This is a genomic window from Streptomyces sp. SLBN-31 (assembly GCF_006715395.1).
In the GTDB taxonomy this organism is placed as follows: Bacteria; Actinomycetota; Actinomycetes; order Streptomycetales; family Streptomycetaceae; genus Streptomyces.
The window spans coordinates 577,632-602,340 of record NZ_VFNC01000003.1 but is presented as its reverse complement, the minus strand read 5'-3'; the positions used below and the strand labels follow the sequence as shown (position 1 = coordinate 602,340).

Annotated in this window: 26 protein-coding genes, 3 tRNA genes and 1 pseudogene; 14 read left to right on the top strand and 16 right to left on the bottom strand. The window is 70.6% G+C overall.

Features of this window, described 5'->3' with window-relative positions; translation table 11 throughout:
* The first annotated feature begins 142 nt into the window (after positions 1-142).
* Positions 143-233: transfer RNA gene (locus FBY22_RS40345), tRNA-Ser, on the top strand.
* Between the two features lie 209 nt (positions 234-442).
* Positions 443-515: transfer RNA gene (locus FBY22_RS40340), tRNA-Arg, on the top strand.
* 171 nt (positions 516-686) lie between these two features.
* Here FBY22_RS40340 and FBY22_RS45605 read toward each other — a convergent pair.
* Positions 687-881, bottom strand: a complete 195-nt coding sequence (locus tag FBY22_RS45605) for a hypothetical protein (RefSeq protein WP_260845372.1) — start codon at positions 879-881, stop codon at positions 687-689.
* Positions 882-1,513: 632 nt separating this feature from the next.
* Here FBY22_RS45605 and FBY22_RS40330 point away from each other — a divergent pair.
* The gene (locus FBY22_RS40330; RefSeq protein WP_142153417.1) at positions 1,514-1,936 is read left to right on the top strand and encodes a hypothetical protein; all 423 of its coding nucleotides are present in this window, start codon (positions 1,514-1,516) and stop codon (positions 1,934-1,936) included.
* Here FBY22_RS40330 and FBY22_RS46150 read toward each other — a convergent pair.
* Together FBY22_RS46150 and FBY22_RS46145 are read right to left on the bottom strand one after the other, a co-directional pair.
* A complete protein-coding gene (locus FBY22_RS46150; protein ID WP_399212772.1) occupies positions 1,933-2,304 on the bottom strand; it encodes a DUF6928 family protein in 372 nt (123 codons plus the stop codon). The two genes, FBY22_RS40330 and FBY22_RS46150, sit on opposite strands and share 4 nt — an antisense overlap.
* 34 nt (positions 2,305-2,338) lie before the next feature.
* Complete coding sequence (locus tag FBY22_RS46145) at positions 2,339-2,611, bottom strand: DUF6928 family protein (RefSeq protein WP_399212770.1); 273 nt, start codon at positions 2,609-2,611, stop codon at positions 2,339-2,341.
* A 95-nt stretch (positions 2,612-2,706) separates the two neighbouring features.
* Here FBY22_RS46145 and FBY22_RS40320 point away from each other — a divergent pair.
* Positions 2,707-3,401 (top strand): annotated as a pseudogene (locus FBY22_RS40320) (hypothetical protein).
* 25 nt (positions 3,402-3,426) lie between these two features.
* Here FBY22_RS40320 and FBY22_RS40315 read toward each other — a convergent pair.
* Positions 3,427-3,633: a hypothetical protein gene (locus tag FBY22_RS40315; protein ID WP_142153415.1), complete on the bottom strand. Its 207-nt coding sequence runs from the start codon at positions 3,631-3,633 to the stop codon at positions 3,427-3,429.
* A 160-nt stretch (positions 3,634-3,793) separates the two neighbouring features.
* Between FBY22_RS40315 and FBY22_RS40310 the strand changes: the two genes are divergently transcribed.
* The 9 genes from FBY22_RS40310 (at position 3,794) to FBY22_RS40270 (ending at position 14,666) form a co-directional block, all read left to right on the top strand.
* Positions 3,794-3,982, top strand: a complete 189-nt coding sequence (locus tag FBY22_RS40310) for a hypothetical protein (protein ID WP_142153413.1) — start codon at positions 3,794-3,796, stop codon at positions 3,980-3,982.
* Between the two features lie 79 nt (positions 3,983-4,061).
* The gene (locus FBY22_RS40305) at positions 4,062-4,937 is read left to right on the top strand and encodes a DUF2797 domain-containing protein (RefSeq protein WP_142153411.1); all 876 of its coding nucleotides are present in this window, start codon (positions 4,062-4,064) and stop codon (positions 4,935-4,937) included.
* A 109-nt stretch (positions 4,938-5,046) separates the two neighbouring features.
* Entirely contained in the window at positions 5,047-5,946 is a 900-nt protein-coding gene (locus FBY22_RS40300; RefSeq protein ID WP_142153409.1) for an amidohydrolase family protein, read from the top strand.
* Positions 5,947-6,150: 204 nt separating this feature from the next.
* A complete protein-coding gene (locus tag FBY22_RS40295) occupies positions 6,151-6,891 on the top strand; it encodes a response regulator transcription factor (RefSeq protein WP_260845371.1) in 741 nt (246 codons plus the stop codon).
* Positions 6,888-8,570: a HAMP domain-containing sensor histidine kinase gene (locus FBY22_RS40290; RefSeq protein ID WP_142153405.1), complete on the top strand. Its 1,683-nt coding sequence runs from the start codon at positions 6,888-6,890 to the stop codon at positions 8,568-8,570. The genes FBY22_RS40295 and FBY22_RS40290 overlap by 4 nt, the downstream gene beginning before the upstream one ends.
* 14 nt (positions 8,571-8,584) lie before the next feature.
* Entirely contained in the window at positions 8,585-10,075 is a 1,491-nt protein-coding gene (locus FBY22_RS40285; RefSeq protein WP_142153403.1) for a bifunctional glycosyltransferase family 2/GtrA family protein, read from the top strand.
* A 2-nt stretch (positions 10,076-10,077) separates the two neighbouring features.
* Positions 10,078-12,312, top strand: coding sequence for a glycosyltransferase family 39 protein (locus FBY22_RS40280; protein WP_142153401.1), 2,235 nt, complete (start codon positions 10,078-10,080; stop codon positions 12,310-12,312).
* 61 nt (positions 12,313-12,373) lie between these two features.
* Entirely contained in the window at positions 12,374-13,774 is a 1,401-nt protein-coding gene (locus FBY22_RS40275; protein ID WP_142153399.1) for an MFS transporter, read from the top strand.
* A gap of 130 nt (positions 13,775-13,904) precedes the next feature.
* The gene (locus tag FBY22_RS40270; RefSeq protein ID WP_142153397.1) at positions 13,905-14,666 is read left to right on the top strand and encodes a TetR/AcrR family transcriptional regulator; all 762 of its coding nucleotides are present in this window, start codon (positions 13,905-13,907) and stop codon (positions 14,664-14,666) included.
* Between the two features lie 12 nt (positions 14,667-14,678).
* On the opposite strand, the gene FBY22_RS40265 is transcribed toward FBY22_RS40270, so the two are convergent.
* The 4 genes from FBY22_RS40265 to FBY22_RS40250 form a co-directional block, all read right to left on the bottom strand.
* Positions 14,679-15,152 (bottom strand): PPOX class F420-dependent oxidoreductase, encoded by a 474-nt coding sequence (locus FBY22_RS40265; RefSeq protein ID WP_142153395.1) that lies wholly within the window; start codon positions 15,150-15,152, stop codon positions 14,679-14,681.
* A 48-nt stretch (positions 15,153-15,200) separates the two neighbouring features.
* Positions 15,201-16,022 carry a YceI family protein gene (locus tag FBY22_RS40260; RefSeq protein WP_142153393.1) on the bottom strand — a complete coding sequence of 274 codons (822 nt, stop codon included), beginning with the start codon at positions 16,020-16,022 and terminating at the stop codon, positions 15,201-15,203.
* A gap of 112 nt (positions 16,023-16,134) precedes the next feature.
* A complete protein-coding gene (locus FBY22_RS40255) occupies positions 16,135-18,675 on the bottom strand; it encodes an MFS transporter (RefSeq protein WP_142153391.1) in 2,541 nt (846 codons plus the stop codon).
* A 13-nt stretch (positions 18,676-18,688) separates the two neighbouring features.
* On the bottom strand, positions 18,689-19,192 hold the full coding sequence (locus FBY22_RS40250; protein WP_142153389.1) for a MarR family winged helix-turn-helix transcriptional regulator: 504 nt from the start codon (positions 19,190-19,192) through the stop codon (positions 18,689-18,691).
* Between the two features lie 195 nt (positions 19,193-19,387).
* Here FBY22_RS40250 and FBY22_RS40245 point away from each other — a divergent pair, with 195 nt between their 5' ends.
* Positions 19,388-19,585, top strand: a complete 198-nt coding sequence (locus FBY22_RS40245) for a hypothetical protein (RefSeq protein WP_142153387.1) — start codon at positions 19,388-19,390, stop codon at positions 19,583-19,585.
* A gap of 13 nt (positions 19,586-19,598) precedes the next feature.
* Here FBY22_RS40245 and FBY22_RS40240 read toward each other — a convergent pair whose 3' ends face one another.
* The 8 genes from FBY22_RS40240 to FBY22_RS40210 all read right to left on the bottom strand — a co-directional run bounded on the left by FBY22_RS40240 (position 19,599) and on the right by FBY22_RS40210 (position 24,579).
* Positions 19,599-20,315, bottom strand: coding sequence for a hypothetical protein (locus FBY22_RS40240; protein ID WP_142153385.1), 717 nt, complete (start codon positions 20,313-20,315; stop codon positions 19,599-19,601).
* A gap of 49 nt (positions 20,316-20,364) precedes the next feature.
* Positions 20,365-21,255 (bottom strand): RNA polymerase sigma factor SigF, encoded by an 891-nt coding sequence (locus FBY22_RS40235; protein ID WP_058924409.1) that lies wholly within the window; start codon positions 21,253-21,255, stop codon positions 20,365-20,367.
* 317 nt (positions 21,256-21,572) lie between these two features.
* The gene (locus FBY22_RS40230) at positions 21,573-22,412 is read right to left on the bottom strand and encodes an RNA polymerase sigma factor SigF (RefSeq protein ID WP_142153383.1); all 840 of its coding nucleotides are present in this window, start codon (positions 22,410-22,412) and stop codon (positions 21,573-21,575) included.
* Between the two features lie 177 nt (positions 22,413-22,589).
* Positions 22,590-22,883 (bottom strand): Dabb family protein, encoded by a 294-nt coding sequence (locus FBY22_RS40225; RefSeq protein ID WP_142153381.1) that lies wholly within the window; start codon positions 22,881-22,883, stop codon positions 22,590-22,592.
* 26 nt (positions 22,884-22,909) lie between these two features.
* A complete protein-coding gene (locus FBY22_RS44375) occupies positions 22,910-23,086 on the bottom strand; it encodes a hypothetical protein (protein ID WP_174267419.1) in 177 nt (58 codons plus the stop codon).
* Between the two features lie 355 nt (positions 23,087-23,441).
* Positions 23,442-23,526, bottom strand: a tRNA-Ser gene (locus tag FBY22_RS40220).
* 55 nt (positions 23,527-23,581) lie between these two features.
* Entirely contained in the window at positions 23,582-24,007 is a 426-nt protein-coding gene (gene tadA, locus FBY22_RS40215) for a tRNA adenosine(34) deaminase TadA (protein ID WP_142153379.1), read from the bottom strand.
* A gap of 38 nt (positions 24,008-24,045) precedes the next feature.
* Positions 24,046-24,579: a hypothetical protein gene (locus FBY22_RS40210; RefSeq protein ID WP_142154632.1), complete on the bottom strand. Its 534-nt coding sequence runs from the start codon at positions 24,577-24,579 to the stop codon at positions 24,046-24,048.
* Positions 24,580-24,709 lie beyond the last annotated feature (130 nt).

The window sequence follows — 24,709 nt, the reverse complement described above, 5'->3', positions numbered from 1 at the left end:
CGCCGCCCGCGCCGCCGCGCGCCGGGCAACCCCTTTGCCCTGCGACCCGACTGCCTAGTACCGTGGAGGCCGATTGGTGACAGCACGCTCGACTGTGTCATCATCTGCACGCACCACTCGCGCTCGCGCGGGCGGCTGTGCTGGAGGCGTCGCCTAGTCCGGTCTATGGCGCCGCACTGCTAATGCGGTTTGGGCCTTAAAGCCCATCGAGGGTTCAAATCCCTCCGCCTCCGCCCTGATCACCAGTGATCACCGAAGCCCCGGTCCGACGGACCGGGGCTTCGTCGTTCCCGGCCCCGCCCCAGACCCCCACTTGGGCCTGTTTCCGCAGCTCACAAGGGGTACGGCAAACGGATTTCACATGGCGGCGGCAGTCATGTAATGTTCTTCCTGTCGCCGCGAGCGGGCCGAAAGGACCGGGACCGGCGAAAAAACAAAACAAGCACTCGTAGCTTAACGGATAGAGCATCTGACTACGGATCAGAAGGTTGCAGGTTCGAATCCTGCCGAGTGCACACAGGTGAGAGGCCCCGCAGAGATGCGGGGCCTCTTGCGTTTCTGCGCAGTCACGAAGCCCGCCGTTCAGTCCGGCGTATGTCGTGGTGCGCCAGGGGCCACACAACCCGCAGTACCCAGTACCGAGTTCGAGTCCCCCTGAGTGCATGCAGGTCGCAGCCCCTTCGGGATCATCCCGGAGAGGCATTCGTCGTTTCGTCGGCCAGCCATGTTCGCCAGACGTGGCGGGTGTTGGGGGTTTCGGGGTGGTCGAGGAGCCAGAGGACATAACCGGCGTGCAGTCGTGCCCACGGGTTGTCCGAGTGGTGGGCCCTGGCGAGTCTGTCGCGCAGGTCGTCTCCGTCCACGGCCCGGGCCACCCGCACGTACTCACGGTCCTTGCATCGGTAGGCGCGCTGGACGGCGAGATCGGGACGAGGTCGACGAGTCTGGTGCCGACCGCTTCGTCGTGGTCGTCGGCCGCCAGGTCCCGTATGAGGCCCTCCTTCGTCCCCCATGCCTTGGCGTGCTGTGTCCACTCCTGTGGATACCGGGCCTCCCACTCCAGGAAATGCAGCGCGAAGGGCAGCCCCACCCATGTGCTGATCCCCTCGAAGAACGGCCTTTTCCACAGTGCTTCCGGCAGGCAACGACTCAAGGCATCGTCGTGGGCCGCGCGTGCGGTCAGGAGCGCCGGCTCCCGATCCTGCTCCTCGTGTCCCAGACCCGCGGTCAGACGCCGGGTCTCGTTGAGGTGGACACGTGTCCTTCGGACCGTGGCGCGGGCGTCGTCCAGCCGGACGAGAGCGGCGGCACGGTCGACGGCATCGGGTGCCGTCAGGCCGTAGGCCCATCCCAGACGCTCGGCCCACGCGTGGCCGTCGTCGGCGTCCTGGCCCGCCACCTTCGTCATGTGCGGGATCATCCCCTGATCGGTGGCCCGAGTCGATCTCAATACCGTTGGCCGGTCGGCGGTCGGTTCTGTAGTTTGCGGCCATGACCGACAACCGAAGGGGCGATGCCGCGTAGGCGCCCGTCCGCCCTGCGGGGCGACCTGCCCGTCCGCCGTCAGCGGCCGCGCCGGTACCCGTCCATCGACCGTCTTTCGGGATCCTGCGTGGCCGACCTGCGCCGGCTGGAGCGGACCCGCTTCTGGCCCGAGGCCACCGAAGAGGCCTTCTGGCACTGGAACGCCCTCGCCCATGGCCCGCTGAGGCAGCTCGTGGACCCGCTCGCCGGTCCCGACTGCGGCATCCCCGAGTGCGGGTGCCACGGCGCAGGCTTCCGCGCACAACTCGAAGCCGTGCTGCACGCACTGCCCAAGAAGAGCGCACGTGAGTTGCGCGTCCTCGTGCGGGCCCTCGACGAGGGGATCCTCTCGAGGGCCACGGTCATTCCGGCCGACAGCCTGGACGTGCCCTGGTGGCTGGGCCTGCCCTAGGACCAGTGCCGCTCGGCCGGCGTGCCGTCCGGGGCGTGCGCATCCCGTACGCGGAAGCCGTGCAGCCTGATGCGGCTCGCGTCGACGTCGTCGGGCTCGGGCTTGCCTTCCATGACGAACCCGCACAGTGCGCGCAGCGCGTCCTCGCCGAGTTCCAGTGGATGGAAGGGGAGCGGGTACGGCTCCTCGTCCTCGTCGGGCCAGGGGACGACGTCGGCGGGACACTCCCCGGCCCAGTACGGCCGCTCGAAGGGGAGCGGTTCGCCGATGTTCTCGATGATCCCGCTGTCCGGGGACACGCTCAGCGAGCGCAGCAGCCGGCCGTCCTCCCACACGGCGAACGCCAGCCAGTCGACGACACTGTGCATCGCGTGCAGACGAGCCGACGGCCGGCGCTCGCCGCTACCAGGTGCTCCGGGAACCGGGACGGGAGTCGATCATCACTCGCTGGTCGCCGACGACATCGACGCCCGGCCAGCAGGCGGCATACGCCGTGCCCTTGGGCGGATACACGCCGTCCCCGAGTTCCGCGTCCCCGCGCGGTTCGAAGTCGCAGCCGGGATACAGGCGCCGCATCAGACCGGACGTCCGTGCCGGGTCCGCCGCTCCCACCCGTCGCAGCAGGCCCGGCACGTCTCCGTCGGCGCACACGAGCAACCCCGTCTTGGCTCCCACAGTCTCTCCCCAAAGCCCTGTCCTCGATGGCGGTCGCACGCTAGCGGCCCCCACTGACAAAGGCCGGCCACGTCCGGGACGGTGATACTCGGGGGATGGCTGCCGTGCCCCCCGTCTCCGAGCCGCGACGCCGGCTGCTCGCCGATGTGCGCGATGGCGTCCTCGCCGCGGGCACTCCGTACCGTCTCGCGCTCGCGGGCGATCACGCCCTCCACGCGCACGGCCTGATCCGGTGCCCCGGCCGGGAACTGGAAGTCGCCACGGAGCACGCCGAGGACATGGGGCGGATCGTGACCGTGCTTCGGGCGGGACTGTGGGAGCGGGGTGGCAGGCCCGGGTGTGGGGGACGGGTCCGCTGTCCGCGCGGCTGGTCGTCACCGAACCGGAGAGCGGGGAGGAGTGCGAAGTGGGCGTGGCCAAGGAGGTTCTGTGGCGGGCGCCGGTGCGGACCGGGCACGGCCTCGCCCTGTCCCTTGAGGATGCCGTCGGCATCAAGGTCCGGGCGCTGGCCGAGCGTGGCCTGGTCGGGGATCTGGTCGGCGTCCGGGCCGCCGCGCACTGGTGGAGCCTTCCCGAGCTCGAGGAACTCGGGCGCCGTCACGCCCGTGACACCTTCGACCTCACCGACCTCCACATGCGCCTCACCGGCACGGACTGGGTCGACGACACCGACTTCGCCGTCCACGGCCTCGACACGGCCGCGATCGAAGAGCTGCGCCGGTGGGCCCAGGGGTGGGCGGACGAGATCGGAGAGCAGTTGTGCGAGGCGGGAGCGCCGGAAGAGGAGTGACGCCCTGGTGGCGGGTCGGGGCCGCTCAAGCCTTGGTGTCCGCCAGGCGGTGGAAGGCACGCGTGGTGCGCGGGTGGGCGAGCTCGTCCAGGACGTGGCGCCACTCGGGGTCCTGGGCGTCGGGGTGGGCCTGGTCCCAGGCGATGAGAAGCGGGATGAGCTCGCTCTCGGGCACCTCCTGGGCCGTACGGACCTCGTGGGGTACCGGCTCGCCGTGCTGCTGCGGCTTCATGAAGGGTCTCCGTCCTCGAAGGTTTCCGTCCTCGTTCTACGATGCCGCCGACCGTCGGCCCCCACCATGGGGTCCCCTACCGGAGCGGGGGTGCGGCCAGCCGCACCCCTGTGCGGGCCGTTCCCCCCCATGGTGCCTCAGCGGAAGGAGGAGGAAGCCGGTGAGTAGGAGGCGTTACGTCGCCAGAGGGGTGCCCGGTGGCTACCGGATCTGGGACAACCGCGGACGCCGCTGGTGGGGCGACCTCTACGAACTCTGCCCCGACGACCTGCTCGCCGAGCTCAACGGCGAGGCGAACAGCGAGCGCATCACGGCCCTGCTGAAGCGGTACCGGGCCCTGAAGCGCTGAGCGCGGGCGGTACGCGCGGGCCGCGCGTGCTCGTCGGTTCGGGTCGCGTTGTCAGTGGGGGCTTCTACTCTCGTGAGTGATGGCACAGGCGTGGAAGTGCACGGGGCTGCGGTGGTCGGCGGGCGGTCCTGTGCTGGTGTGGGACGGCGGGCGGCGCAGTGCGCTGACCTGGGGGAAACGGGTGGCCTTCGGGGTTGCGGACGGGGGTGTGCGGACGTGTGTGGGAGCGCGGGGGCATGGGTGTCCGGTGCGGGCGGTCGTGCCCGGGCGGAGTACGGGGGCGCGGTGCGAGGAGTGTGCGCGGCTGGACCGGGCGCACTCCGTGGCCGCCGACACGATCGCGGACGACCCGCGGCCGTACCGCGTATATCTGGCCTGGTTCGGTCCCGGCATGGTCAAGGTCGGGATCACCGCCGAGGAGCGGGGCAGCGCGCGGCTGCTTGAGCAGGGGGCGGTCTGCTTCAGCTGGCTGGGGCTCGGTCCGCTGATGGCCGCGCGGCGCAGTGAGGAGTTGCTGCGGGCCGCGCTGCGGGTGCCGGACCGGATTCCGTACGCCGAGAAGCGTGCCGTGCGGTCCCGGCTGCCCGCGTCGGCGGCCGAGCGGGCGGCCGAGGTGGAGGCGTTGCACGCGCGGGCCGTGGGGCTGGCCGGGTGGCCCGAGTCGCTGGAGCGGCAGCCCTGCCGAGTCGTCGACCACGTCGGGGTGTTCGGGCTGGACGGGCTGCCGGGTGCCGTCGGAGAGGTGAGTGAACTGGTCGGCGGCGGGTGGGTGAGCGGGGAGCTGGTCGCCGCCGCCGGGCCGGATCTGCACCTCGACACGGCGCGGGGGGTGGTGGTGCTGGACACCCGGCTGATGACGGGGTGGGAGATCGTGCCGGCCGGGGAGGAGCGCGGGCTGACCGTTCCGGTGAGGGAGTCCAGGGAGGCGGCCGGGGTTCAGGACGGGCTGTTCTGAGGGGCCCTTTTCCGTAGGGAGGTGGACGCGGTCGTGGTGCGAGGGTGATCGTTGGGGGGTTCGCCGTGCGTGGCCGACGGCGGGCGCGGTCACGGTTTCGAGAGGGCGCATGACTGGGACACCGACGCGGACGGACACCGAGCCCGAGCAGGTCCGGCGGTTCTGGCGGCGGCTCGGGCTGCCGGGGATCGTCGACGTCCACACGCACTTCATGCCGGAGCAGGTGCTGCGGAAGGTCTGGGGTTACTTCGACTCGCTCGGGCCGTTGACCGGCGGGCTGGAGTGGCCGATCACGTACCGGAAGGAGGAAGAGGAACGGGTCGCGCTCATCAGGGAGTTCGGGGCACGCGCCTTCACGGCCATGCTCTACCCGCACAAGCCGGGCATGGCGCGCTGGCTCAACAGCTGGGCCGTCGACTTCGCCGGGCGAACACCGGACTGTCTGCACACCTCGACCCTCTTCCCGGAAGCGGGCGTCGAGGAGTACGTCCGCGAGGCGCTCGAAGCCGGGGCGCGGGTGTTCAAAGCGCACGTGCAGGTGGGGGCGTACGACCCGGCGAGCGAACTCCTCGACGGCGCTTGGGGGTTGCTCGCGGAGGCGGGTACGCCCGTGGTGATCCACTGCGGGTCAGGGCCGGCACCCGGCAAGTACACCGGACCCGAGCCGATCGCGCGCGTGCTGGCCCGGCATCCCGGTCTGCGGCTGGTGATCGCGCACATGGGCATGCCGGAGTACGAGGACTTCCTCGGCCTGGCCGAGCGGTACGGGCAGGTGCGGCTGGACACGACGATGGCGTTCACGGACTTCGCCGAGGGGCTGGCGCCGTTCCCGCGGCGGGCACTTCCCCGGTTGGCGGACCTCGGCGACCGCGTCCTGCTCGGGACCGACTTCCCCAACATCCCGTACCCGTACATCGAGCAGCTGCGGGCCCTGGAGCGGCTGGGGTTGGGTGACGGGTGGCTGAGGGCCGTGTGCCATGACAACGGGGCCCGGCTGTTCGGGTTGTGACAGCGCCGGGGGGCGTCCCTCAGGCCGTGCACAGCAAGCCTTTACACGCCGATGACCAGGGTGTGGCCGATGATGGGGCCGCTCCCCCCGTCACTGCGGGGAAAGAGCTTCCCAGGGGTTCCCTGAGAGGTGCCTGTGCGTTTCTTAGGGAAATCACAGGTTGTCGAAAGGGCTCTCTCAGAGGATCCCGACAGTGTGTCCACCATGACCACGACCTCGCCCCAGGGGCGCACCGAACTGCTGAGGCCGGACGGGAGCCCCGTCCGGGTGCTTGTGGTGGACGACGAACTGTCGATCACCGAGCTGCTGTCCATGGCCCTTCGCTACGAGGGATGGCAGATACGGAGTGCGGGGGATGGCACGGGTGCCGTCCAGACCGCGCGGGAGTTCCGGCCCGACGCCGTCGTTCTCGACATGATGCTTCCGGACATGGACGGGCTGACCGTCCTCGGCCGGCTGCGGCGCGAGCTGCCGGATGTGCCGGTGCTGTTCCTGACCGCCAAGGACGCGGTCGAGGACCGTATCGCCGGGCTCACCGCCGGTGGCGACGACTACGTCACCAAGCCGTTCAGCCTGGAGGAGGTCGTCGCCCGGCTGCGCGGGCTCATCCGCCGCTCGGGTGCGGCCGACCGCCGCTCGGACTCCGTGCTGGTCGTCGGTGACCTGACGCTGGACGAGGACAGCCACGAGGTGTCGCGGGCCGGCGACTCCATCCACCTCACCGCGACCGAGTTCGAGCTGCTGCGGTTCCTGATGCGCAATCCCCGGCGGGTGCTCAGCAAGGCGCAGATCCTCGACCGGGTCTGGTCGTACGACTTCGGCGGGCAGGCCAACGTGGTCGAGCTCTACATCTCGTACCTGCGACGGAAGATCGACGCGGGCCGGGAGCCGATGATCCACACCCGGCGTGGGGCCGGTTACCTGATCAAGCCCGCCGCGTCATGAGCGGGCGACGACGACCGCGTGCGCAGAAGCGACGTGCCGGCAAGCCGCGCACCCTGCGGGCGCGGCTCGTCGTCGCGTCCGTCGTGCTGATCGCGGTGGTGTGCGCGGTGATCGGCACGGTGACGACGCTGGCGCTGCGGTCGCATCTGTACGGCCAGCTGGATCAGGAGCTGGTCCAGGTCGCCGGGCGGGCGAAGGGCTTCGGTGGGCCGCTCGGCGGCACGGGCGCCGACAAGAACAGCTCGGCCCCCGACAAGAACGGTGCGTTCCCCGGCACGGGCAGTTCGCCCCTCGGCGGGAAGACTCCGACCACCGGCGACCAGACCCTCGACCTGAGTGATTTCGTCAAGCACGGCCCCCAGCCGGCGGGCACGGTCGTCGCCTCGGTCAAGAAGGGGCACATCACCGACGCCAAGTACGGCAAGCGGTCCAGCACCAGCACCGACCTCAGCGGGATGGTCGCCAACTCCCTGAGTGCTGCGGGCCGCAGCTCGCTGGAAACGGTCTCGAAGGACGGCAAGATCCACACCGTCGAGATCAGCGGGCTGGGCACCTATCGCGTCCAGTACGTCACCGGTGACCGGGGCAGCTACTACGTCGCCGTCCCCACCAAGGTGCCCGACAGCACCATCAACACCCTCATCCTCGTGGAAGTCAGCGTCACCGTCGCCGGCCTCGGCGCTGCCGTCATCGCCGGATACGTGCTCGTCGGTGTCGCCACCCGCCCCCTGCGCCGGGTCGCCGTGACCGCGACGCGGGTGTCCGAACTGCCCCTGCACACCGGCGAGGTGAACCTCAGCGAGCGGGTGCCGGAGTCGGAGACCGACCCGCACACCGAGGTCGGCCAGGTGGGCGCGGCCCTCAACCGGATGCTGGACCACGTCCACGGCGCCCTGCACGCACGCCAGCAGAGCGAGATGCGGGTACGGCAGTTCGTCGCCGACGCCAGCCACGAGCTCAGGACGCCTCTCGCCTCCATCCGGGGATACGCGGAGCTGACCCGGCGCGGCCGGGAGCAGATCGGGCCCGACACCCGGCACTCCCTCGGCCGTATCGAGTCCGAGGCGGGCCGGATGACGCTGCTCGTCGAGGATCTCCTCCTCCTCGCCCGGCTCGACGCGGGCAGACCGCTCCAGTTCGAGCACACCGACCTCATCCCGCTGGTCGTCGACACCGTCAGCGACTCCCGCGCGGCCGGCATGGACCACAACTGGCGCCTGGACCTGCCCGACGAGCCGGCCCTGGTGTCGGCGGACGCGGCACGCATCCAGCAGGTGCTGGTCAACCTGCTCGGCAACGCCCGTAAGCACACCCCCGCGGGGACGACCATCACCGCGCGCGTGCAGCGGCGCGGGCCGTGGATGTGCGTGGACGTCGAGGACAACGGGCAGGGAATCTCCCCCGAGTTGCTGCCGCACGTCTTCGAGAGGTTCGCGCGAGGCGACTCGGCGCGTTCCCGCGCCACGGGTTCCACCGGGCTCGGGCTCGCCATCGTCCAGGCCGTCGCGACCGCGCACGGCGGTGCCGTGACCGTGGACAGTGCTCCCGGACGGACCGTGTTCACCGTGCATTTGCCGGCTCTTGCCCCGGCGGCCCCCCGCCCGGCCCCCGAAACGAACTGGCAATCGCACTCACAGGCGCAGCACAGTGCCGGCACATGGGTGCAACAGGGCACTTGACCACAGTCGTTTCCATGCGAAGCGACTCTTCTCCCGGCACCCTGCCGGCGCGGGAGCACCTCCCGGCCGGCGACGCCGGTACGCCTGTCCTGGACGTAGTGATCCCCGTCTACAACGAGGAGAAGGACCTCCAGCCGTGTGTGCTCAGACTGCACGAGCACCTCAAGCGCACGTTCCCGTACGCCTTCCGCATCACGATCGCGGACAACGCGTCCACGGACACCACCCCGCTGGTGGCGGCGCGGCTGGAGGCGGAGATTCCCGAGGTCCTCAACTTCCGCCTGGAGCAGAAGGGACGGGGCCGGGCCCTGCGGACGGTGTGGTCCGCCTCGGACGCGCCGATCCTCGCCTACATGGACGTGGACCTGTCCACCGACCTCAACGCCCTGCTCCCGCTGGTGGCCCCGCTGATCTCGGGCCACTCCGACCTGGCGATCGGATCGAGGCTCGCCCGCTCCTCCCGGGTGGTACGCGGCCCCAAGCGGGAGTTCATCAGCCGCACGTACAACCTGATCCTGCGCGGCTCGCTGCAGGCCCGCTTCTCGGACGCGCAGTGCGGGTTCAAGGCGATCCGGCGCGATGTCGCGCAGGCGCTGCTGCCGCTGGTGGAGGACACCGGCTGGTTCTTCGACACCGAGATGCTGGTGCTCGCCGAGCGCGCGGGTCTGCGCATCCACGAGGTCCCCGTCGACTGGGTCGACGACCCCGACTCCACCGTGCACATCGTGAAGACGGCGACCGACGACCTCAAGGGCGTGTGGCGGGTGGGCAAGGCCCTGGCCACGGGCGCCCTGCCGCTGGACCGGCTGGCCAGGCCCTTCGGGGACGACCCGCGCGACCGTGACGTCGAGGACGTGCCGAAGGGGCTGGCCCGCCAGCTCGTCGGGTTCTGTGTCATCGGCGGTCTGTCGACCCTCTTCTACCTGCTGCTCTACAGCGGCTTCCGGACCTTCTCCGGCTCTCAGGTCGCCAACGCGCTCGCGCTGCTGGTCTCCGCTGTCGCGAACACGGCGGCCAACCGGCGCCTGACCTTCGGGGTGCGCGGCCGGGGCGGCGCCGTCCGCCACCAGGCGCAGGGGCTCGTCGTCTTCGGTATCGGCCTCGCCCTGACCAGTGGCTCGCTCGCCGCCCTGAACGCGGCGAGCAGCGACCCGGCGCACTCGACCGAACTGGCGGTGCTGATCGCGGCCAACCTCGCCGCAACCGTGCTGCGCTTCCTGCTCTTCCGCGCCTGGGTGTTCTCCGACCGGCGCGAGGACCGCGCGTCCACCGTGGTGGCCTCGCACACGCCGGAGCAGGGCGCGTCCTCACCGACGTACGCGACGGTCCCGTACCCGCAGAGTCGGCGGCAGCCGTACCAGCCGCTGCCGCAGCGTCCGATCGCGCCGCCGAACCCCTACCAGACCACCCGCTTCCGCGCCGGTGAAGTCGCGGACCGCAGATGGGAGGACGCCACCATGCATCTGCAGCCGGTGCGTCCGACCGACACCGATCCGAGGGACTGACGATGACCATCCATGACCACCGGCCGACCCACCGGGAAGGCAACCCCGGTCCCTCCTCCTGGGAGCCGGAAGCGACGACGGCCGTGCAGGAGACGCCGTCGGCCGTGCGGCAGCCCGTGACACCGCCGGCCGTCCCAGCCCCCGGGGCCGGCGAGCCGAAGCAGCCCTTCGTCCGCGGACTGTGGCGGGGCCGCCCCGAGGATCCTCGCTGGGCCCGTCCGGCCTTCTGGGGCCTGCTCCTCGCCACCGGCCTGCTCTACCTCTACAACCTGAGCGCCTCCGGCTGGGCCAACTCCTTCTACTCCGCGGCCGTCCAGGCCGGCAGCAAGTCCTGGAAGGCCTTCTTCTTCGGGTCGCTGGACGCGAGCAACGCCATCACCGTCGACAAGCCCCCGGCCTCCCTGTGGCCCATGGAGCTGTCGGTGCGGATCTTCGGTCTGAACTCCTGGGCGATCCTGGTCCCCGAGGTCCTGATGGGCGTCGGCGCGGTCGCCGTCGTGTACGCGGCCGTACGCCGCCGGTTCAGCCCCGGGGCCGGTCTGATCGCGGGCGCGGTGCTCGCGCTCACTCCCGTCGCGGCGCTGATGTTCCGGTTCAACAACCCGGACGCCATGCTGGCGCTGCTGATGGCGCTCGCCTGCTACTTCGTGGTCCGCGGTGTCGAGGACGGCCGGACGAAGTGGCTGCTGTGGGCCGGTGTCGCGATCGGCTTCGCGTTCCTCGCCAAGACCCTGCAGGCCTTCCTGATCCTGCCGCCGCTGGCGATCGTGTACGCGGTCTGCGCGCCGGTGTCGCTGAAGAAGCGCTTCGGTCAACTGGCCGCCGCCACGGCAGCGTTGGTGGTCTCGGGCGGCTGGTGGGTGGCGATCGTCGAACTGTGGCCGGCGGCCTCCCGCCCGTACATCGGCGGTTCGCAGAACAACAGCTTCCTGGAGCTGACCTTCGGCTACAACGGACTCGGCCGCCTCAGCGGCGACGAGACCGGCAGCGTCGGCGGCGGTGGCGGAGGCGGCGGCACCGGCATGTGGGGCGCCACCGGCTGGAACCGCATGTTCAACTCCGAGGTCGGCGGCCAGATCTCCTGGCTGCTCCCGGCCGCGCTGATCCTGCTGGCCGGCGGTCTGGTGGCGACGCGGAAACTGAAGCGGACCTCCGTGTCCCGGGCCTCGTTCCTGGTCTGGGGCGGTTCGCTGCTGATGACCACGATCGTCTTCAGTTACATGGCGGGCATCTTCCATCAGTACTACACCGTGGCCCTCGCCCCCTACATGGCGGCCGTGATCGGCATGGGCGCCGGGATCCTGTGGGAGAAGCGGAGGGAGATGTGGGCCTCGCTCACCCTCGCGGGCGCGGTCGTGGCGAGCGCGGTCTGGAGCTACGTCCTGCTCAACCGCACCTCCACCTACCTCCCCTGGCTGAAGTACCTGATCCTCGTCGGCGGTCTGACCGCCGCGCTCGGCCTGATCTTCGCGGGCCGCGTCAGCCGCCGACTCGCCCTCGGGGCGGCGGCCGTGGGCCTGGTGGCCTCGCTGGCCGGCCCGACGGCGTACACCCTCAGCACCCTGCAGACGGGCCACACCGGTTCCATCGTGACGGCCGGCCCGGCCGGCGCGAGCATGATGGGCGGCGGCCCCGGCGGCGGTGGCGGCATGCGGGGCGGCTTCGGCGGCGGTGGCATGCCGGGCCAGCAGAACCAGCAGAACCAGCAGGGCCAACAGGGCCAGCAAGGTCAACAGGGTCAGCAGAACGGGAACGGCTTCCCCGGTGGCGGAATGCCGGGCCAGAACCAGCAGAACGGCAACGGCTTCCCGGGCGGCGGCCGGACGGTCGGCGGCGGCGGCATGGGCGGCGGCGGTGGCGTCGGCGGCCTGCTGAACGGCGCGAGCGTCTCCGCGCAGGCCAAGAAGCTGCTGGAGACCGACTCCTCGAAGTACACCTGGGTCGCGGCGGCCATCGGGGCCCAGAACGCGGCGAGTTACCAGCTCTCCACCGGTGACCCGGTAATGGCGATCGGCGGCTTCAACGGCACCGACCCGTCCCCGACGCCGGCCCAGTTCCAGAAGTACGTGAAGGAAGGGAAGATCCACTACTTCATCTCGTCGGGCACCGGCGGCGGCATGGGCGGCAGCAGCAGCGGTACGTCCTCGCAGATCACCTCCTGGGTCGAGAAAACCTTCAAGAAGGTGACGGTGGGTTCGGCCACCTTCTACGACCTGACGCAGAAGGCGAGCAGCTGACCCGAGCGGCTGACCAAAACATCGCTGTACACCGTATAGCTACGGCTATACGGTGTACAGCATGTCCGTTTCCCAGGGTGCCCAGGGCCACCCCCAGCGCTGGCTGATCCTCGGCGTCATCTGTCTCGCGCAGCTGACCGTGCTGCTCGACAACACCGTCCTGAACGTGGCCATCCCCTCCCTGACCCGGGAACTGGGCGCGGAGACCTCCGACATCCAGTGGATGATCAACGCGTACTCGCTCGTCCAGTCCGGCCTGCTGCTCACGGCAGGCAGCGCGGCGGACCGCTACGGCCGCAAGAAGATGCTGATCGTCGGCCTGGTCCTGTTCGGCATCGGCTCGCTGGCCGCCGGCCTGGCGGACGGCACCGGCCCGCTGATCGCGGCGCGGGCGGGCATGGGCGTGGGCGGCGCGCTGCTGCTGACCACCACTCTCGCCGTCGCCATGCAGATCTTCACGCCCGAGGAGCAGCCCAGGGCGATCGGCATCTGGGCGGCGGTCAACGCGCTGGGCTTCGCGGCGGGGCCGCTGCTCGGCGGTTTCCTGCTCGACCACTTCTGGTGGGGAGCGATCTTCCTGGTCAACCTGCCGGTGGTGGCGCTCGGCCTGGTGGCCGTCATGGTCCTGGTACCGGAGTCCAGGAACCCCCGGGGCGACCGCCCCGACCTGGTCGGCGCGCTGCTCTCCACGATCGGCACGGCCTCGCTGGTGTTCGCGATCATCTCCGGTCCCGGGCACGGGTGGACGTCCGGCCGGGTGCTGTCGACGGCGGCCGTCGCGGTCCTGTTCCTGGGCGCGTTCGCGTCCTGGGAGAGCCGGATCCCGCATCCCATGCTCGACCCGCACTTCTTCCGCGACCGCCGGTTCACCGGGGCGGTCACCGGAGCGGTGCTGATCACCTTCGGCATGGGCGGGGCGCTCTTCCTGCTCACCCAGCATCTGCAACTCGTCCTCGGATACGGCCCCCTCGAAGCGGGCCTGCGTACGGCGCCGCTCGCGCTCACCGTCGTCGCGCTCAACTTCTCGGGACTGTCGGCGAAGTGCGCGGGCAGGCTCGGCACGCCGGTGTCCATCGCGTCGGGGATGGTGCTGATGGCGGGCGGCCTGGTCGCCATCGCCGTACTGGACGGCGGGGGTTACGCCGGGACCCTGGCGGGGCTGCTGCTGATCGGTGCGGGCTGCGCGATCGCCAACCCCGCCATGGCGCACGCGATCATGAGCTCGATCCCGCCGGAGAAGGCGGGGGTGGGGGCCGGGATCAACGGGACGCTGGCGGAGTTCGGGAACGGGCTGGGGGTCGCGGTCCTCGGGGCCGTGCTCGGTTCCTCCGCAGGGCTGGCGGAAGGGCTGCGGACCGGGCAGTTGGTGGGGGCCGTGGCCGTACTGCTTGGCGGGTTCGTGGCGGCGGCGTTGCTGCGGCGGGCTCAGCGGGCAGACTCGGAGATGGTTGTCGCCCACTGACGCGGGTGACAGGGCCGTCGTGCGGCTGCCGGTTGTGTGGGGATGATCGCGCAGTTCCCCGCACGCCCGAAGGCCGGCCGCCGCCTAGCATCATGATCAGTGGGGTCGGACAGGGCTAGGAAGGTGCGCCATGGTGAAGGCGGCTGAGCGTGCGGCGCGGACCAGCGTCTGGCTGGAGGGCAAGGTGCGCCGGGGCGGTCGCGGCGGCCAGCCGTCCGGCCTGGACCGCGACCGCATCACCGAGGCCACCGTCCGTCTCCTGGACGCCGAGGGGCTGGCCAAGTTCTCGATGCGCCGGCTGGCCGCGGAGCTGAACGTCACCGCGATGTCCGTCTACTGGTATGTGGACACCAAGGACGACCTCCTCGAACTCGCCCTCGACGCGGCCTTCGGCGAGCTGATCCTGCCCGACCCGGAGGCCGCGGAGGACTGGCGGGACCAACTGCGCACGCTGGCAACGGAGTACCGCGCGCTCCTGGTCCGCCACCCCTGGCTGTCCCCGCTGGCCGGAACGTTCCTGAACATCGGCCCGAACTCCCTCGCCTTCTCGCGGGTCGTCCAGCAGGTGATCCGCAAGACGGGCCTGCCCGTCCCGGGCCTCACGGGCGCGATCTCCGCCGTCTTCCAGTTCGTGTACGGCTTCGGCACCATCGAGGGCCACTTCATCGCCCGCTGCGCCACCGCCGGCATGACCCAGGACGAGTACTTCCGGCACGCGATGAGCGCGGTGACGCGCTCCCCGGAGGCCGCCGAGATCGTCAAGGAGAACGAGGAGATCATGGCGGCCCGCGGCGGTGACACGGTGGAGGAGATGAGGGACCGCGACTTCACCTTCGCCCTGGACCTGCTGGTGGCGGGAATCGAGGCGATGGTGGAACGCGCCGGGTCCTAGAGGAATGTGGCCCTAGGCGTCCGGCGAGGCCAGTCGGGCCGGGAAGCCGCCGGTCGCGACCGGGCCCCACCGCTCCGGGGTGACCCGGATGATCGACTTGCCCTGCTTCAGCATGGCCTCCCGGTACTCGTCCCAGTCCGGGTGCTCGCCGGCGATGTTGCGGTAGTACTCCACCAGGGGCTCCACGGACTCCGGCGCGTCGATGACCTCGGCGGTGCCGTCGACCTGGACCCAAGGCCCGTTCCAGTCGTCGCTCAGCACGACGAGGCTGACCCGCTCGTCCCGCTTGGCGTTGCGCGTCTTGGCCCGCTCGGGGTACGTCGAGACGACGATCCTCCCCGAGTCGTCCACACCACAGGTCAACGGCGAGGCCTGCGGGCTGCCGTCGGCCCGCCGCGTCAGCAGGATCGCGCGATGCCGGGGCCGTACGAAGTCCAGCAACTCGTCGCGGGAGACGGACGTGTTCGTAGCGATGTTCGGTGCCATGCCGCCAGCCTAGGCGTCCGGCTCGCGCTCAGCCTGTCCCCCGCGTGCCTACCCTTGCGGGAGCGACTCCCCCTGTACCGCCTGGACGTCCAGTTCCACCTTCAGTGTCGCACCGATCGCCGCGATCCCCGCCTGGACGACCTGGTTGTAGTTCATGGCGAAGTCCTCGCGCCGCAGCTCGGTCGTGGCGCGGAAGGCGGCCCGCGTGCCGCCCCACGGGTCGGCGCCCGTGCCCAGGTAGGCCAGGTCCAGGTCGACCGGCCGGACGACTCCGTGGAGCGTCAGTTCCCCGTGCACCGTCCACCGGTCCGAACCGGCCGCCATCAGACCCGTGGACCGGTAGGTGATCTCCGGGAACCGCTCCACGTTCAGGAAGTCGGGTGAGCGCAGGTGGTCGTCGCGCATGCCGTTGCCCGTGTCGATGGACGCGGCCCGGATCACGGCCTCCACGCTCGACTTCTCCACCTCGTCCGGGGCGATCTCGAGCCGCGCCGAGAAGTCGGTGAAGCGTCCGCGGACGCTGGAGATGCCCAGGTGCTGGGCGACCGCGGCCACGGACGAGTGCGCCGGGTCCACGGTCCACGGTCCGGGCGGCGGCAGCTCGGTGCCGCCCTGCCGTGCCAGCGTCACCGGGCCCAGCTCGGCCCGGCCGCTCGCGGTGACGATCGCCGTGGAGGCGGTGGGCGCGTACCCGACGGCGGTGACGATCACGACGTACGGCCCGGGGGCCAGCGTCGTCGTGTCCCGCACGGCCCCCTCGGCGTCCGCCTCGGCGCGCAGCACCTGCGTGCCGGTCATGTCGGTCACCGTGACGACCGCGTGCGACACGGCCCATCCGTCCCGTGTCCGGATCCTCGCGCTTAGTCCCATCCCGTTTTCTCCCTGCGGTGCAAAGTGGTCTCAAAGAAACCGGCCCGTGGCACCGGCCGCGCACCTCCGCTCGGAGTACGCACACCGTCAGCCACGGGCCGGGGTTGTCGAACTATTCGGCCGGGTGGGCCAGTTCGATGTCGTGGTCGTCGACGCCACGGCCGTTCACGGTGAGCGCGGTGGCGACCGGCGGGTAGCCCGTCGCGATGACCGTGTACTCGCCGCTGTTCAGGTCGGTGAAGGCGTACGCCCCGTCCGACCCGGTGGTGGCGGTGCCGACCACGTTGCCGGCCGCGTCCACGAGGGTGACCCGTGCGTCGGCCAGCGGTCCGTGCGGCGCCCGGACGACGCCCTGGAGCTGGGCCCCGGAGTCCAGGTCGATCTCGATCCGGGTGACCCCGGTGCCGCCGACCTCGACGGGCAGCGCGCGCGGCCGGAACCCGGCGGCGTTCACCGCGACGGTCACGGCACCAGGCACCAGCTCCGCGAAGGAGAACTCGCCCTGCTCACCGGTGTTGCCGGTGGCCAGCAGATCCCCGCGCACATCGGTCACGATGACCATCGCGTCCTTGACGGGCAGCGCGCCGTCGGCGGCCCGCACCACACCGCTCAGCCCGCTGGTGCCGCTGAGCAGGACGTCGTACGAGACCGGCTCGCCGTTCACCACGACGGTGGAGGCCTGCGGCTGGAACCCGTCGGCGGAGGCGATCAGGACGTAGGAGCCGACGCTCGGCGCATCGACCGCGTAGGAACCGTCGGCCTGCGTCACCGACCGGCCCAGCTGTCGCCCGGCCAGCGAGATCAGGGTGACGGCGGCCTGCGGGACGGGCGCGCTCTCGTTGCCGCGCACGAAGCCGCGCACCGGGATGCCGCCGGAGCCGGCCGGCTCCTCGGGGCGGGCGATGGTCGCCACGGCGGCGAGCCGCCGCGTGCCGTCGTCGGTGGCCTCCGGGTCGGAGGCCACGGCCCAGCTCGGGACGTGCTCGGCGGCAGGGGTCTGGGCGGGAGCCTCGGCGGTGGCCGGGGCGGCCTCCGCGTCGGCCGGGGTCTCCGTCCCGCTCGCCGCCTGCGCCAGGGCGCCCTTGGTCCGCAGCGGGACCTCCTTGATGAACAGGGTGATGAAGAACGCGATGGCCGCGAGGGCGCCGGCGATCATGAAGACGTCGGCGATGCCGTGCCCGTAGGCGCTCTCCATGAGGGTGCGGATGGGCGCCGGCAGCTTGTCCATGTCCGGAATGGTGTCCGTGGACGAGCTGGAGCCGGCCAGCGCGGCCCGGTACTGCGGGTCGAGAGCGGCGACGCCGTCCTTGACGTAGTGGGTGATCCGGTGGGCCATGACCGCGCCGAGGGCGGAGACGCCGACCGCGCCGCCGAGGGAACGGAAGAAGGTGACCGTGGAGCTGGCCGAGCCGAGGTCGCTCGGGTCGACCTGGTTCTGCGTGCACAGCACCAGGTTCTGCATCATCATGCCGATGCCTAGACCCAGCAGTGCCATGAAGATCGACATCTTCCAGTAGGCCGTGTCGTACCGGATGGTGCCGAGCAGGCCCAGTCCGGCGGTCACCAGGACGCCACCGCTGACCAGCCAGGCCTTCCAGCGGCCGGTGCGGGTGATGAACTGCCCGGAGACGGTCGAGGAGACGAACAGTCCGCCGATCATCGGGATGGTCAGCACGCCGGACATCGTCGGGGACTTGTCGCGGGCCAGCTGGAAGTACTGGCTGAAGAACACCGTGCCCGCGAACATCGCGATGCCGACGAACATCGAGGCCAGGGACGCCAGCGTGATGGTGCGGTTGCGGAACAGGCGCAGCGGGATGATCGGCTCGCTCGCCCTGGACTCGATCAGCACGAAGAGCGCGCCGAGCAGGATCGAACCGCCGACCATGCTGTACGTCTGCCACGACAGCCAGTCGTACTTGTCACCGGCGAAGGTGACCCAGACCAGCAGCAGCGAGACGGCGGCGGCGATGGCGGTGGCGCCGCCCCAGTCGACCTTGACCTCCCGCTTGACCACGGGCAGGTGCAGGGTCTTCTGCAGGACGATCAACGCGATGACGGCGAAGGGGACGCCGACGTAGAAGCACCAGCGCCAGCCCAGCCACGAGGTGTCGGTGATGACGCCGCCGAGCAGCGGGCCGCCGACGGTGGCGACGGCGAAGGTGGCGCCGAGGTAGCCGGAGTAACGGCCGCGCTCACGCGGCGAGATCATCGCGGCCATGACGATCTGGGCGAGGGCCGACAGACCGCCGACGCCGATGCCCTGGACGACACGGCAGGCGATCAGCATGCCGGAGTTCTGCGACAGGCCGGCCGCCATGGAGCCCAGGACGTAGATGACCAGGGCTATCTGGACGAGGGCCTTCTTGCTGTAGAGGTCGGCGAGCTTGCCCCACAGGGGAGTGGCCGCGGTCATCGACAGCAGGGCGGCGGTGACGACCCAGGTGTAGGCGGACTGGCCGCCGCCGAGGTCGCTGATGATGTGCGGCAGGGCGTTGGAGACGATCGTCGACGACAGGATCGCCACGAACATGCCGAGCAGCAGACCGGAGAGCGCCTCCATGATCTGCCGGTGCGTCATCGGGCCGTGCTCGGCGGAGCCTCCCCCGTGCTTGGCATGAGCCCGCACACCGGCTGGTGTGGTCGTTGCCATGGGCTTCCTTTTCTTACGTGTTCGCGGGTGTACGGGTGGTCGCTTCTAGTTCGAGTGCGGGCGGCGGCAGCCGGGGCGGCACGGCGACGCGGCTGTCGTCGAAGCTGGCGCGCAGCCGCGCCATGAGCCGCGTGAGCTGGGCGACCTCCTCGTCGCTCCAGTCGCTCAGGCAGTCGGCCAGCAGCTGTGTGGTCCGCTCGGAGAGCAGCTCCAGCTGGGCCCGGCCCTTCGGCGTCAGGTGCACGATCCGGGACCGCTTGTCCGTCGGGTCGGGGGAGCGGTCGATCCAGCCGCGCTCGGCGAGGTGGGCGACATGGCGGCTGGTGACCGACATGTCCACGGCGAGCAGCTCGGCGAGCCTGCTCATGCGCATGTCGCCGAAGCGGCCCAGCAGGGTCAGCACGGCGGCGCTGCCGCTCGGGCAGTCGGACGGCAAGATGCGCCCGAGCTCCCGCTTCACGGCGCCGAACGCGCTGAACTGACGCATCAGCTCCTCGTACTGCGCCCGCTCGGCCATGACACCTCCCGCATTCGTTGCTTAGGGCAACCATAAGAGTTGTTGGTTGCTGAAGGCAAACATATTGGGTGCCGAGCGGCATAAAAACTTGGCAAAGGCAAGTATTACGAACGTAAACGCGCAGGTGGGGCTCGTCCTTCCGGGGCCCGGCCCCCCACTTGGGCCACAACCGCGGATTCGCTAGGGTCTCGGGCTATGGCAAACCCCCAGAACCCCCAGGGCAACTACGACCCCGCCGGCAGCACCCAGATGTTCCGCGCGTTCGTGGACGAGGGGCCGCAGGGCCGACAGCAGCAGGCCGCCGCCCCGGCGGGCCCCCGCATCGGGCTCATCGTCGGCATCGTCGTCGCCGTGGCGGTCGTGGCCGCCGTGGCCTGGCTCGCCCTCATGTAAGCGGTACGACAGCTCACTTCCACCGGACGGTGACGTCCCGCGTCTCGATGTGCATGCCCAGCGGCACGCGCCAGGCGTCGACGCACACCGTCCAGGTCTTCTCCCGGCGTGCCCCGGCCCCGATCGGCGCCGGCAGCGCCACGTCCGAGGTGACGGTCCCCCAGTCGAGGCCGAGCGCGCCGATGACGTGCGTCCCGAAGGTCACCGTGCCCGAACGCACGGCGGTGCCGCCGGAGTTGGCAAAGGTCAGGGTCACGTCCTCGCACCAGCGTTTGTCGGTGGCCGCTCGGCTCGGATCGGACCAGGTCAGCACGGCGGGGCCCGCAGGACGCGAAGTCGCCCCGGGAGAGGGCGGAGCGGCGGTCGTACGGCCCGGGTCGGCCGTGTCCCGCGACGGACTGCCGCCCGCCCCGGACGCCGTGGCCGTGGTCATGGTCGTGGCGCCGGGCGAAGTCGCCTTCGCGGCAGGGGCCTTGCGGTCGGCGGTCGGCGGTGCCCCGCTCTCCCGGCGCGGTCCGTCCAGCGGGACCAGCGTCACACTCCCCGTCGGCGCCATCGCCGTGGCCGAGGGCGTGCCGCCCACCGCTCCGGTCGCGACGTAACCCCCGCTTCCGCCGCCGGCCCCGCACGCGGCCAGTGCCGCGCCGAGGCAGACGACGGCCGCCGACGCGCCGATCAGGGCGCCTCGACGGCCGGATGTCCACGTCGACCCAGGAGTCCCACGAAGCATCGCGCCATGGTGGCTGACGCTCCGTCAAAGAGGAACCCCCGCGGGAGGATCAGTCCGAGATGAGGCCCTCGCGCAGCTGGGCCAGCGTCCGGGTCAGCAGCCGGGAGACGTGCATCTGGGAGATGCCGACCTCCTCGCCGATCTGCGACTGGGTCATGTTCGCGAAGAAACGGAGCATGATGATCTGCCGCTCACGGGGCGGAAGTTTGGCCAGCAGCGGCTTGAGCGACTCGCGGTACTCGACGCCCTCCAGCGCGCTGTCCTCGTAGCCGAGCCGGTCGGCCAGCGAGCCCTCGCCGCCGTCGTCCTCCGGGGCCGGCGAGTCCAGCGAGGACGCGGTGTAGGCGTTGCCCACCGCCAGGCCGTCGACCACGTCCTCCTCGGACACGCCCAGCACGGCGGCCAGTTCGGGCACGGTCGGGGAGCGGTCCAGCTTCTGCGAGAGCTCGTCGCTGGCCTTGGTGAGGGCCAGGCGCAGCTCCTGCAGACGGCGCGGGACGCGCACCGACCACGAGGTGTCGCGGAAGAACCGCTTGATCTCGCCGACGACCGTCGGCATCGCGAAAGTCGGGAACTCCACGCCCCGTTCGCAGTCGAAGCGGTCGATCGCCTTGATCAGGCCGATGGTGCCGACCTGGACGATGTCCTCCATCGGCTCGTTGCGGGAGCGGAAGCGGGCCGCCGCGTACCGCACGAGCGGGAGGTTGAGCTCGATGAGCGTGTCCCGGACGTAGGCGCGCTCGGGGCTGTTCTCGTCCAGGGCGGCGAGCCGCAGGAACAGGGAGCGGGACAGGGTGCGGGTGTCGATGGACTCGGACGAGGCCGGGAGAGCCGGAGCCGGCAGGGCCTCCAGAACCGGGACGTCGTCGAGCACGGCGTCGGGCGCGGACTCGCTCTTCGTGAGCGTGAGCACCTTCGAGCTGCCCTGTTCTGCGGACATGCCACCCCCTCTGGGTCGCGGGACGGTCGCGGCCGACCCCCGCCTCGTGGCGAGGAGTTCAGCCTTCACCTGAATACCGGAGCCGAAGCCACGGCAAACGCTCTGCAGGAAGAATGTCACATGTCGGCAACACGCTGTAGTGACATGTCGACAGAACAGATGCGAATCGGCCCTGGAAAGAGGGGGTCTGAGCGTTTTTCTGCGCAGAACTGTCGGGAAGAGCGCCGATGAGCGATTCGCTCGCGCCGGTTACGGCTCGATCCTGCATGCGAACTGCGATGATCCGCCGTGTTCTCGCGTGTGCTCCCGTGCGCCTCTTATGCCTCGATCCGATTCGCGGAACGCAGCCGCTGGAAACTACGCGCGAGTAGCCGCGAGACGTGCATCTGAGAGACGCCGAGTTCCGCGCTGATCTGTGACTGGGTGAGATTGCTGTAGTAGCGCAGCAGAAGGATTCGCTGTTCGCGTTCCGGGAGCTGGACGAGGAGATGGCGGACCAGGTCGCGGTGCTCCACGCCGTCCAGCGCCGGGTCCTCGTAGCCGAGCCGGTCCAGCAGTCCCGGCAGCCCGTCGCCCTCCTGGGCGGCCTCCAGCGAGGTCGCGTGGTAGGAGCGGCCGGCCTCGATGCAGGACAGCACCTCGTCCTCGGAGATCCGCAGCCGCTCGGCGATCTCCGCGGTGGTCGGGGTGCGCCCGAAGGAGGTCGTCAGGTCCTCGGTGGCGCTGCTGACCTGCACCCACAGCTCGTGCAGCCGGCGCGGTACGTGGACCGTCCGTACGTTGTCCCGGAAGTACCGCTTGATCTCGCCGATGACCGTCGGCATCGCGAAGGTCGGGAACTGCACGCCGCGGTCCGGGTCGAAGCGGTCGATGGCGTTGATGAGCCCGATGGTGCCGACCTGGACCACGTCCTCCATCGGCTCGTTGCGGGAGCGGAAGCGGGCGGCCGCGTAGCGCACGAGCGGGAGGTTGGCCTCGATCAGCGCCCCGCGCACCCGGTTGTGCTCGGGCGTGCCCGGGCTGAGTTCCTTGAGCTCGGCGAAGAGCACCTGGGTGAGGGCCCGGGTGTCGGCGCCGCGGCTGCGCTGCGGAGCGGCCGGCGCTACTTCCGTGACCTCCTGGGGAGGCGCAGTACTGGCCGACACGGTCAACGCCACCTCTTCAAACGGTCTTCATCGGTCAACTCATCCATCAAAAGCGGTCATAGCATCACAAGACATGTGCACTGTGTGCAAGCACCGCATAACTCCGTGTTATCCCGTGTTGACGCGCGGAAGCCCCCCGCCGTACCGGCGGAGGGCTCCGTATGAGGGTGGCTCGCTGGGCCTACCGGCTCAGTACTCGTAGTCGGCGATCACCCAGGTGGCGAACTCCCTCCACAGGGCCGTGCCGGCCTGGTGGTCGGGGTGCTCCACGTAGCGGCGCAGCGCGTCCGGGTCGTCGAAGCCGGAGTTGATGGCGAAGTCGTAGGCGATGGGCCGGTCGCTGAGGTTCCAGCCCAGCTCCCAGAAGCGGATCTCGGGGATCTTCCCCTCCAGCGAGCGGAAGGCCTCGACGCCCGCCACGACGCGCGGGTCGTCGCGCTCGACGCCCTCGTCGAGCTTGAAGAGGACGAGGTGGCGGATCATGTGCGCTCCTGAGTCGTGCCGATCGGTCACTTGGCGCCGTCGGCGAGCCAGGTGAAGAAGTCACCGATGGCCTTGGCGGCGTCCGAGATGCCCTCGAACGCTATCTGGACGTAGTCGGCGGCCTTGGCCGGGTCCGTGATGATCACGTAGAGCGCGAAGACCACGAGCACATAGACGGCGATCTTCTTCGCGTTCACCGCCATCGCGGCCTCCCCTGTGACTGATGTGCTGCTAGGGACCCCTGTTGCCGCCGGTGAGTGTAACTTCACACGGACTTTAAGGACCAACGGCCCGCATGCCCGGGGCCTTTGCCGGATCCGCGCGGCCCCCGCGAGGAGCAGGATGGAATCGAGCCCGAAGGATCTGGCAGGAATCCCGGGCTCGGGACCGAACCCCACTGCGGGGTGCGCACCGCCGCTCTCCCCCGTCGGCGCAGCGCACTTGAGGGTCCGGTCCCCGCCGGGGGAGACGGCTCATCCCTCGAAGCCGTCTCCCCCGTCCTGCGATCGGCCTCCGGACGCACAAAGGGCCCCGTCTTTCGACGGGGCCCTTCTCAAGCGGTAGCGGAGGGATTTGAACCCTCGGTGACTTGCGCCACACTCGCTTTCGAGGCGAGCTCCTTCGGCCGCTCGGACACGCTACCGAGGGAGACCTTACAGCACAGTGGCCCGTGCTTTGAAATCGATATTCGGGGGCTCTCAGCGGGCCCGGAAGAAGTCGGTGAGCAGCCTGGCGCACTCCTCGCCGAGCACGCCCTCGATCACCTCGGGGCGGTGGTTGAGCCGGCGGTCGCGGACGACGTCCCAGACGGAACCGGCCGCGCCGGCCTTCTCGTCACGGGCGCCGTAGACGACCCGGTCCACGCGGGACTGCACGATCGCGCCCGCGCACATCGTGCACGGCTCCAGGGTGACGACGAGCGTGCAGCCGGACAGCCGCCACTGGCCGAGGCCGGCGGCGGCCCGCCGGATCGCCAGGACCTCGGCGTGCGCGGTCGGGTCCGCCGTGGCCTCGCGTTCGTTGTGCCCGCCGCCGATCACCGTCGTGCCGTCCGGGCCCAGCACGACCGCGCCCACGGGGACGTCGGCGCCGGCCCGCCCGGCCTCGTCCAGGGCGAGCCGCATCGCGGCCCGCCAACGGTCACGTACGGGGTCGGTCGCCGTCAGCGGACGGTCTCCAGGACCTCCGAGGCTCCCAGGGCCTCGGCGATGGTGGTCAGGGCGTCCTCGTCCAGGGAGCGCAGCTCCTTGGCGCCGACGCCGAGGTCGTCGAGGATCTCGACGTCGCCGACGGGGCTGTGCGGCACCGCCTCGGCGGACCCGCTCACCTCGTCTGCGTCGTCGTCCTCGTCCTCGCCGTCCTCGGTCCCGTCGAGATCGAGGGCGTCGAGGTCGGGGCCGTCGTCGCCGGGCTCCCTCCCGAGCAGTTCGTCGGTGAGCAGGATCTCGCCGTAACTGCTGCGGGCAGCGGCGGCGGCGTCCGAGACGTAGATACGGGGGTCGTCCTCGCCGTCGATGCGGACGACGCCGAACCAGGCGTCCTCCTGCTCGATCAGCACGAGCACCGTGTCGTCCTCGGCCGCGGCTTCGCGGGCGAGGTCGGCCAGATCCGACAGCGTCTCCACATTGTCGAGGAGTTCTGTGTCGCTCGCTTCCCACCCGTCTTCGGTGCGCGCGAGCAGTGCGGCGAAGTACACCGTGACTCTCCCACTGGTCATAGGTGTGCCGGTTGGGGGTCCCCCCGGCGGAGGTTCGGGCGGGGAGAGCTCGGCTCCGAGCCCCGCCCACTCGGAATCGTGGCAGAAACAAGACGCTCAGGGGACGTCT

Bases quoted from the DNA above. Each gene is read 5' to 3' on its own strand.
- FBY22_RS40330 (WP_142153417.1), top strand. From the start codon at position 1,514: ATGCCGCGTAGGCGCCCGTCCGCCCTGCGGGGCGACCTGCCCGTCCGC.
- FBY22_RS46150 (WP_399212772.1), bottom strand. From the start codon at position 2,304: ATGCACAGTGTCGTCGACTGGCTGGCGTTCGCCGTGTGGGAGGACGGC.
- FBY22_RS40315 (WP_142153415.1), bottom strand. From the start codon at position 3,633: ATGAAGCCGCAGCAGCACGGCGAGCCGGTACCCCACGAGGTCCGTACG.
- FBY22_RS40305 (WP_142153411.1), top strand. From the start codon at position 4,062: ATGGCACAGGCGTGGAAGTGCACGGGGCTGCGGTGGTCGGCGGGCGGT.
- FBY22_RS40300 (WP_142153409.1), top strand. From the start codon at position 5,047: ATGACTGGGACACCGACGCGGACGGACACCGAGCCCGAGCAGGTCCGG.
- FBY22_RS40295 (WP_260845371.1), top strand. From the start codon at position 6,151: ATGACCACGACCTCGCCCCAGGGGCGCACCGAACTGCTGAGGCCGGAC.
- FBY22_RS40290 (WP_142153405.1), top strand. From the start codon at position 6,888: ATGAGCGGGCGACGACGACCGCGTGCGCAGAAGCGACGTGCCGGCAAG.
- FBY22_RS40285 (WP_142153403.1), top strand. From the start codon at position 8,585: ATGCGAAGCGACTCTTCTCCCGGCACCCTGCCGGCGCGGGAGCACCTC.
- FBY22_RS40280 (WP_142153401.1), top strand. From the start codon at position 10,078: ATGACCATCCATGACCACCGGCCGACCCACCGGGAAGGCAACCCCGGT.
- FBY22_RS40275 (WP_142153399.1), top strand. From the start codon at position 12,374: ATGTCCGTTTCCCAGGGTGCCCAGGGCCACCCCCAGCGCTGGCTGATC.
- FBY22_RS40270 (WP_142153397.1), top strand. From the start codon at position 13,905: ATGGTGAAGGCGGCTGAGCGTGCGGCGCGGACCAGCGTCTGGCTGGAG.
- FBY22_RS40265 (WP_142153395.1), bottom strand. From the start codon at position 15,152: ATGGCACCGAACATCGCTACGAACACGTCCGTCTCCCGCGACGAGTTG.
- FBY22_RS40260 (WP_142153393.1), bottom strand. From the start codon at position 16,022: ATGGGACTAAGCGCGAGGATCCGGACACGGGACGGATGGGCCGTGTCG.
- FBY22_RS40255 (WP_142153391.1), bottom strand. From the start codon at position 18,675: ATGGCAACGACCACACCAGCCGGTGTGCGGGCTCATGCCAAGCACGGG.
- FBY22_RS40250 (WP_142153389.1), bottom strand. From the start codon at position 19,192: ATGGCCGAGCGGGCGCAGTACGAGGAGCTGATGCGTCAGTTCAGCGCG.
- FBY22_RS40245 (WP_142153387.1), top strand. From the start codon at position 19,388: ATGGCAAACCCCCAGAACCCCCAGGGCAACTACGACCCCGCCGGCAGC.
- FBY22_RS40240 (WP_142153385.1), bottom strand. From the start codon at position 20,315: ATGCTTCGTGGGACTCCTGGGTCGACGTGGACATCCGGCCGTCGAGGC.
- FBY22_RS40235 (WP_058924409.1), bottom strand. From the start codon at position 21,255: ATGTCCGCAGAACAGGGCAGCTCGAAGGTGCTCACGCTCACGAAGAGC.
- FBY22_RS40225 (WP_142153381.1), bottom strand. From the start codon at position 22,883: ATGATCCGCCACCTCGTCCTCTTCAAGCTCGACGAGGGCGTCGAGCGC.
- FBY22_RS44375 (WP_174267419.1), bottom strand. From the start codon at position 23,086: ATGGCGGTGAACGCGAAGAAGATCGCCGTCTATGTGCTCGTGGTCTTC.
- tadA (WP_142153379.1), bottom strand. From the start codon at position 24,007: ATGCGGCTCGCCCTGGACGAGGCCGGGCGGGCCGGCGCCGACGTCCCC.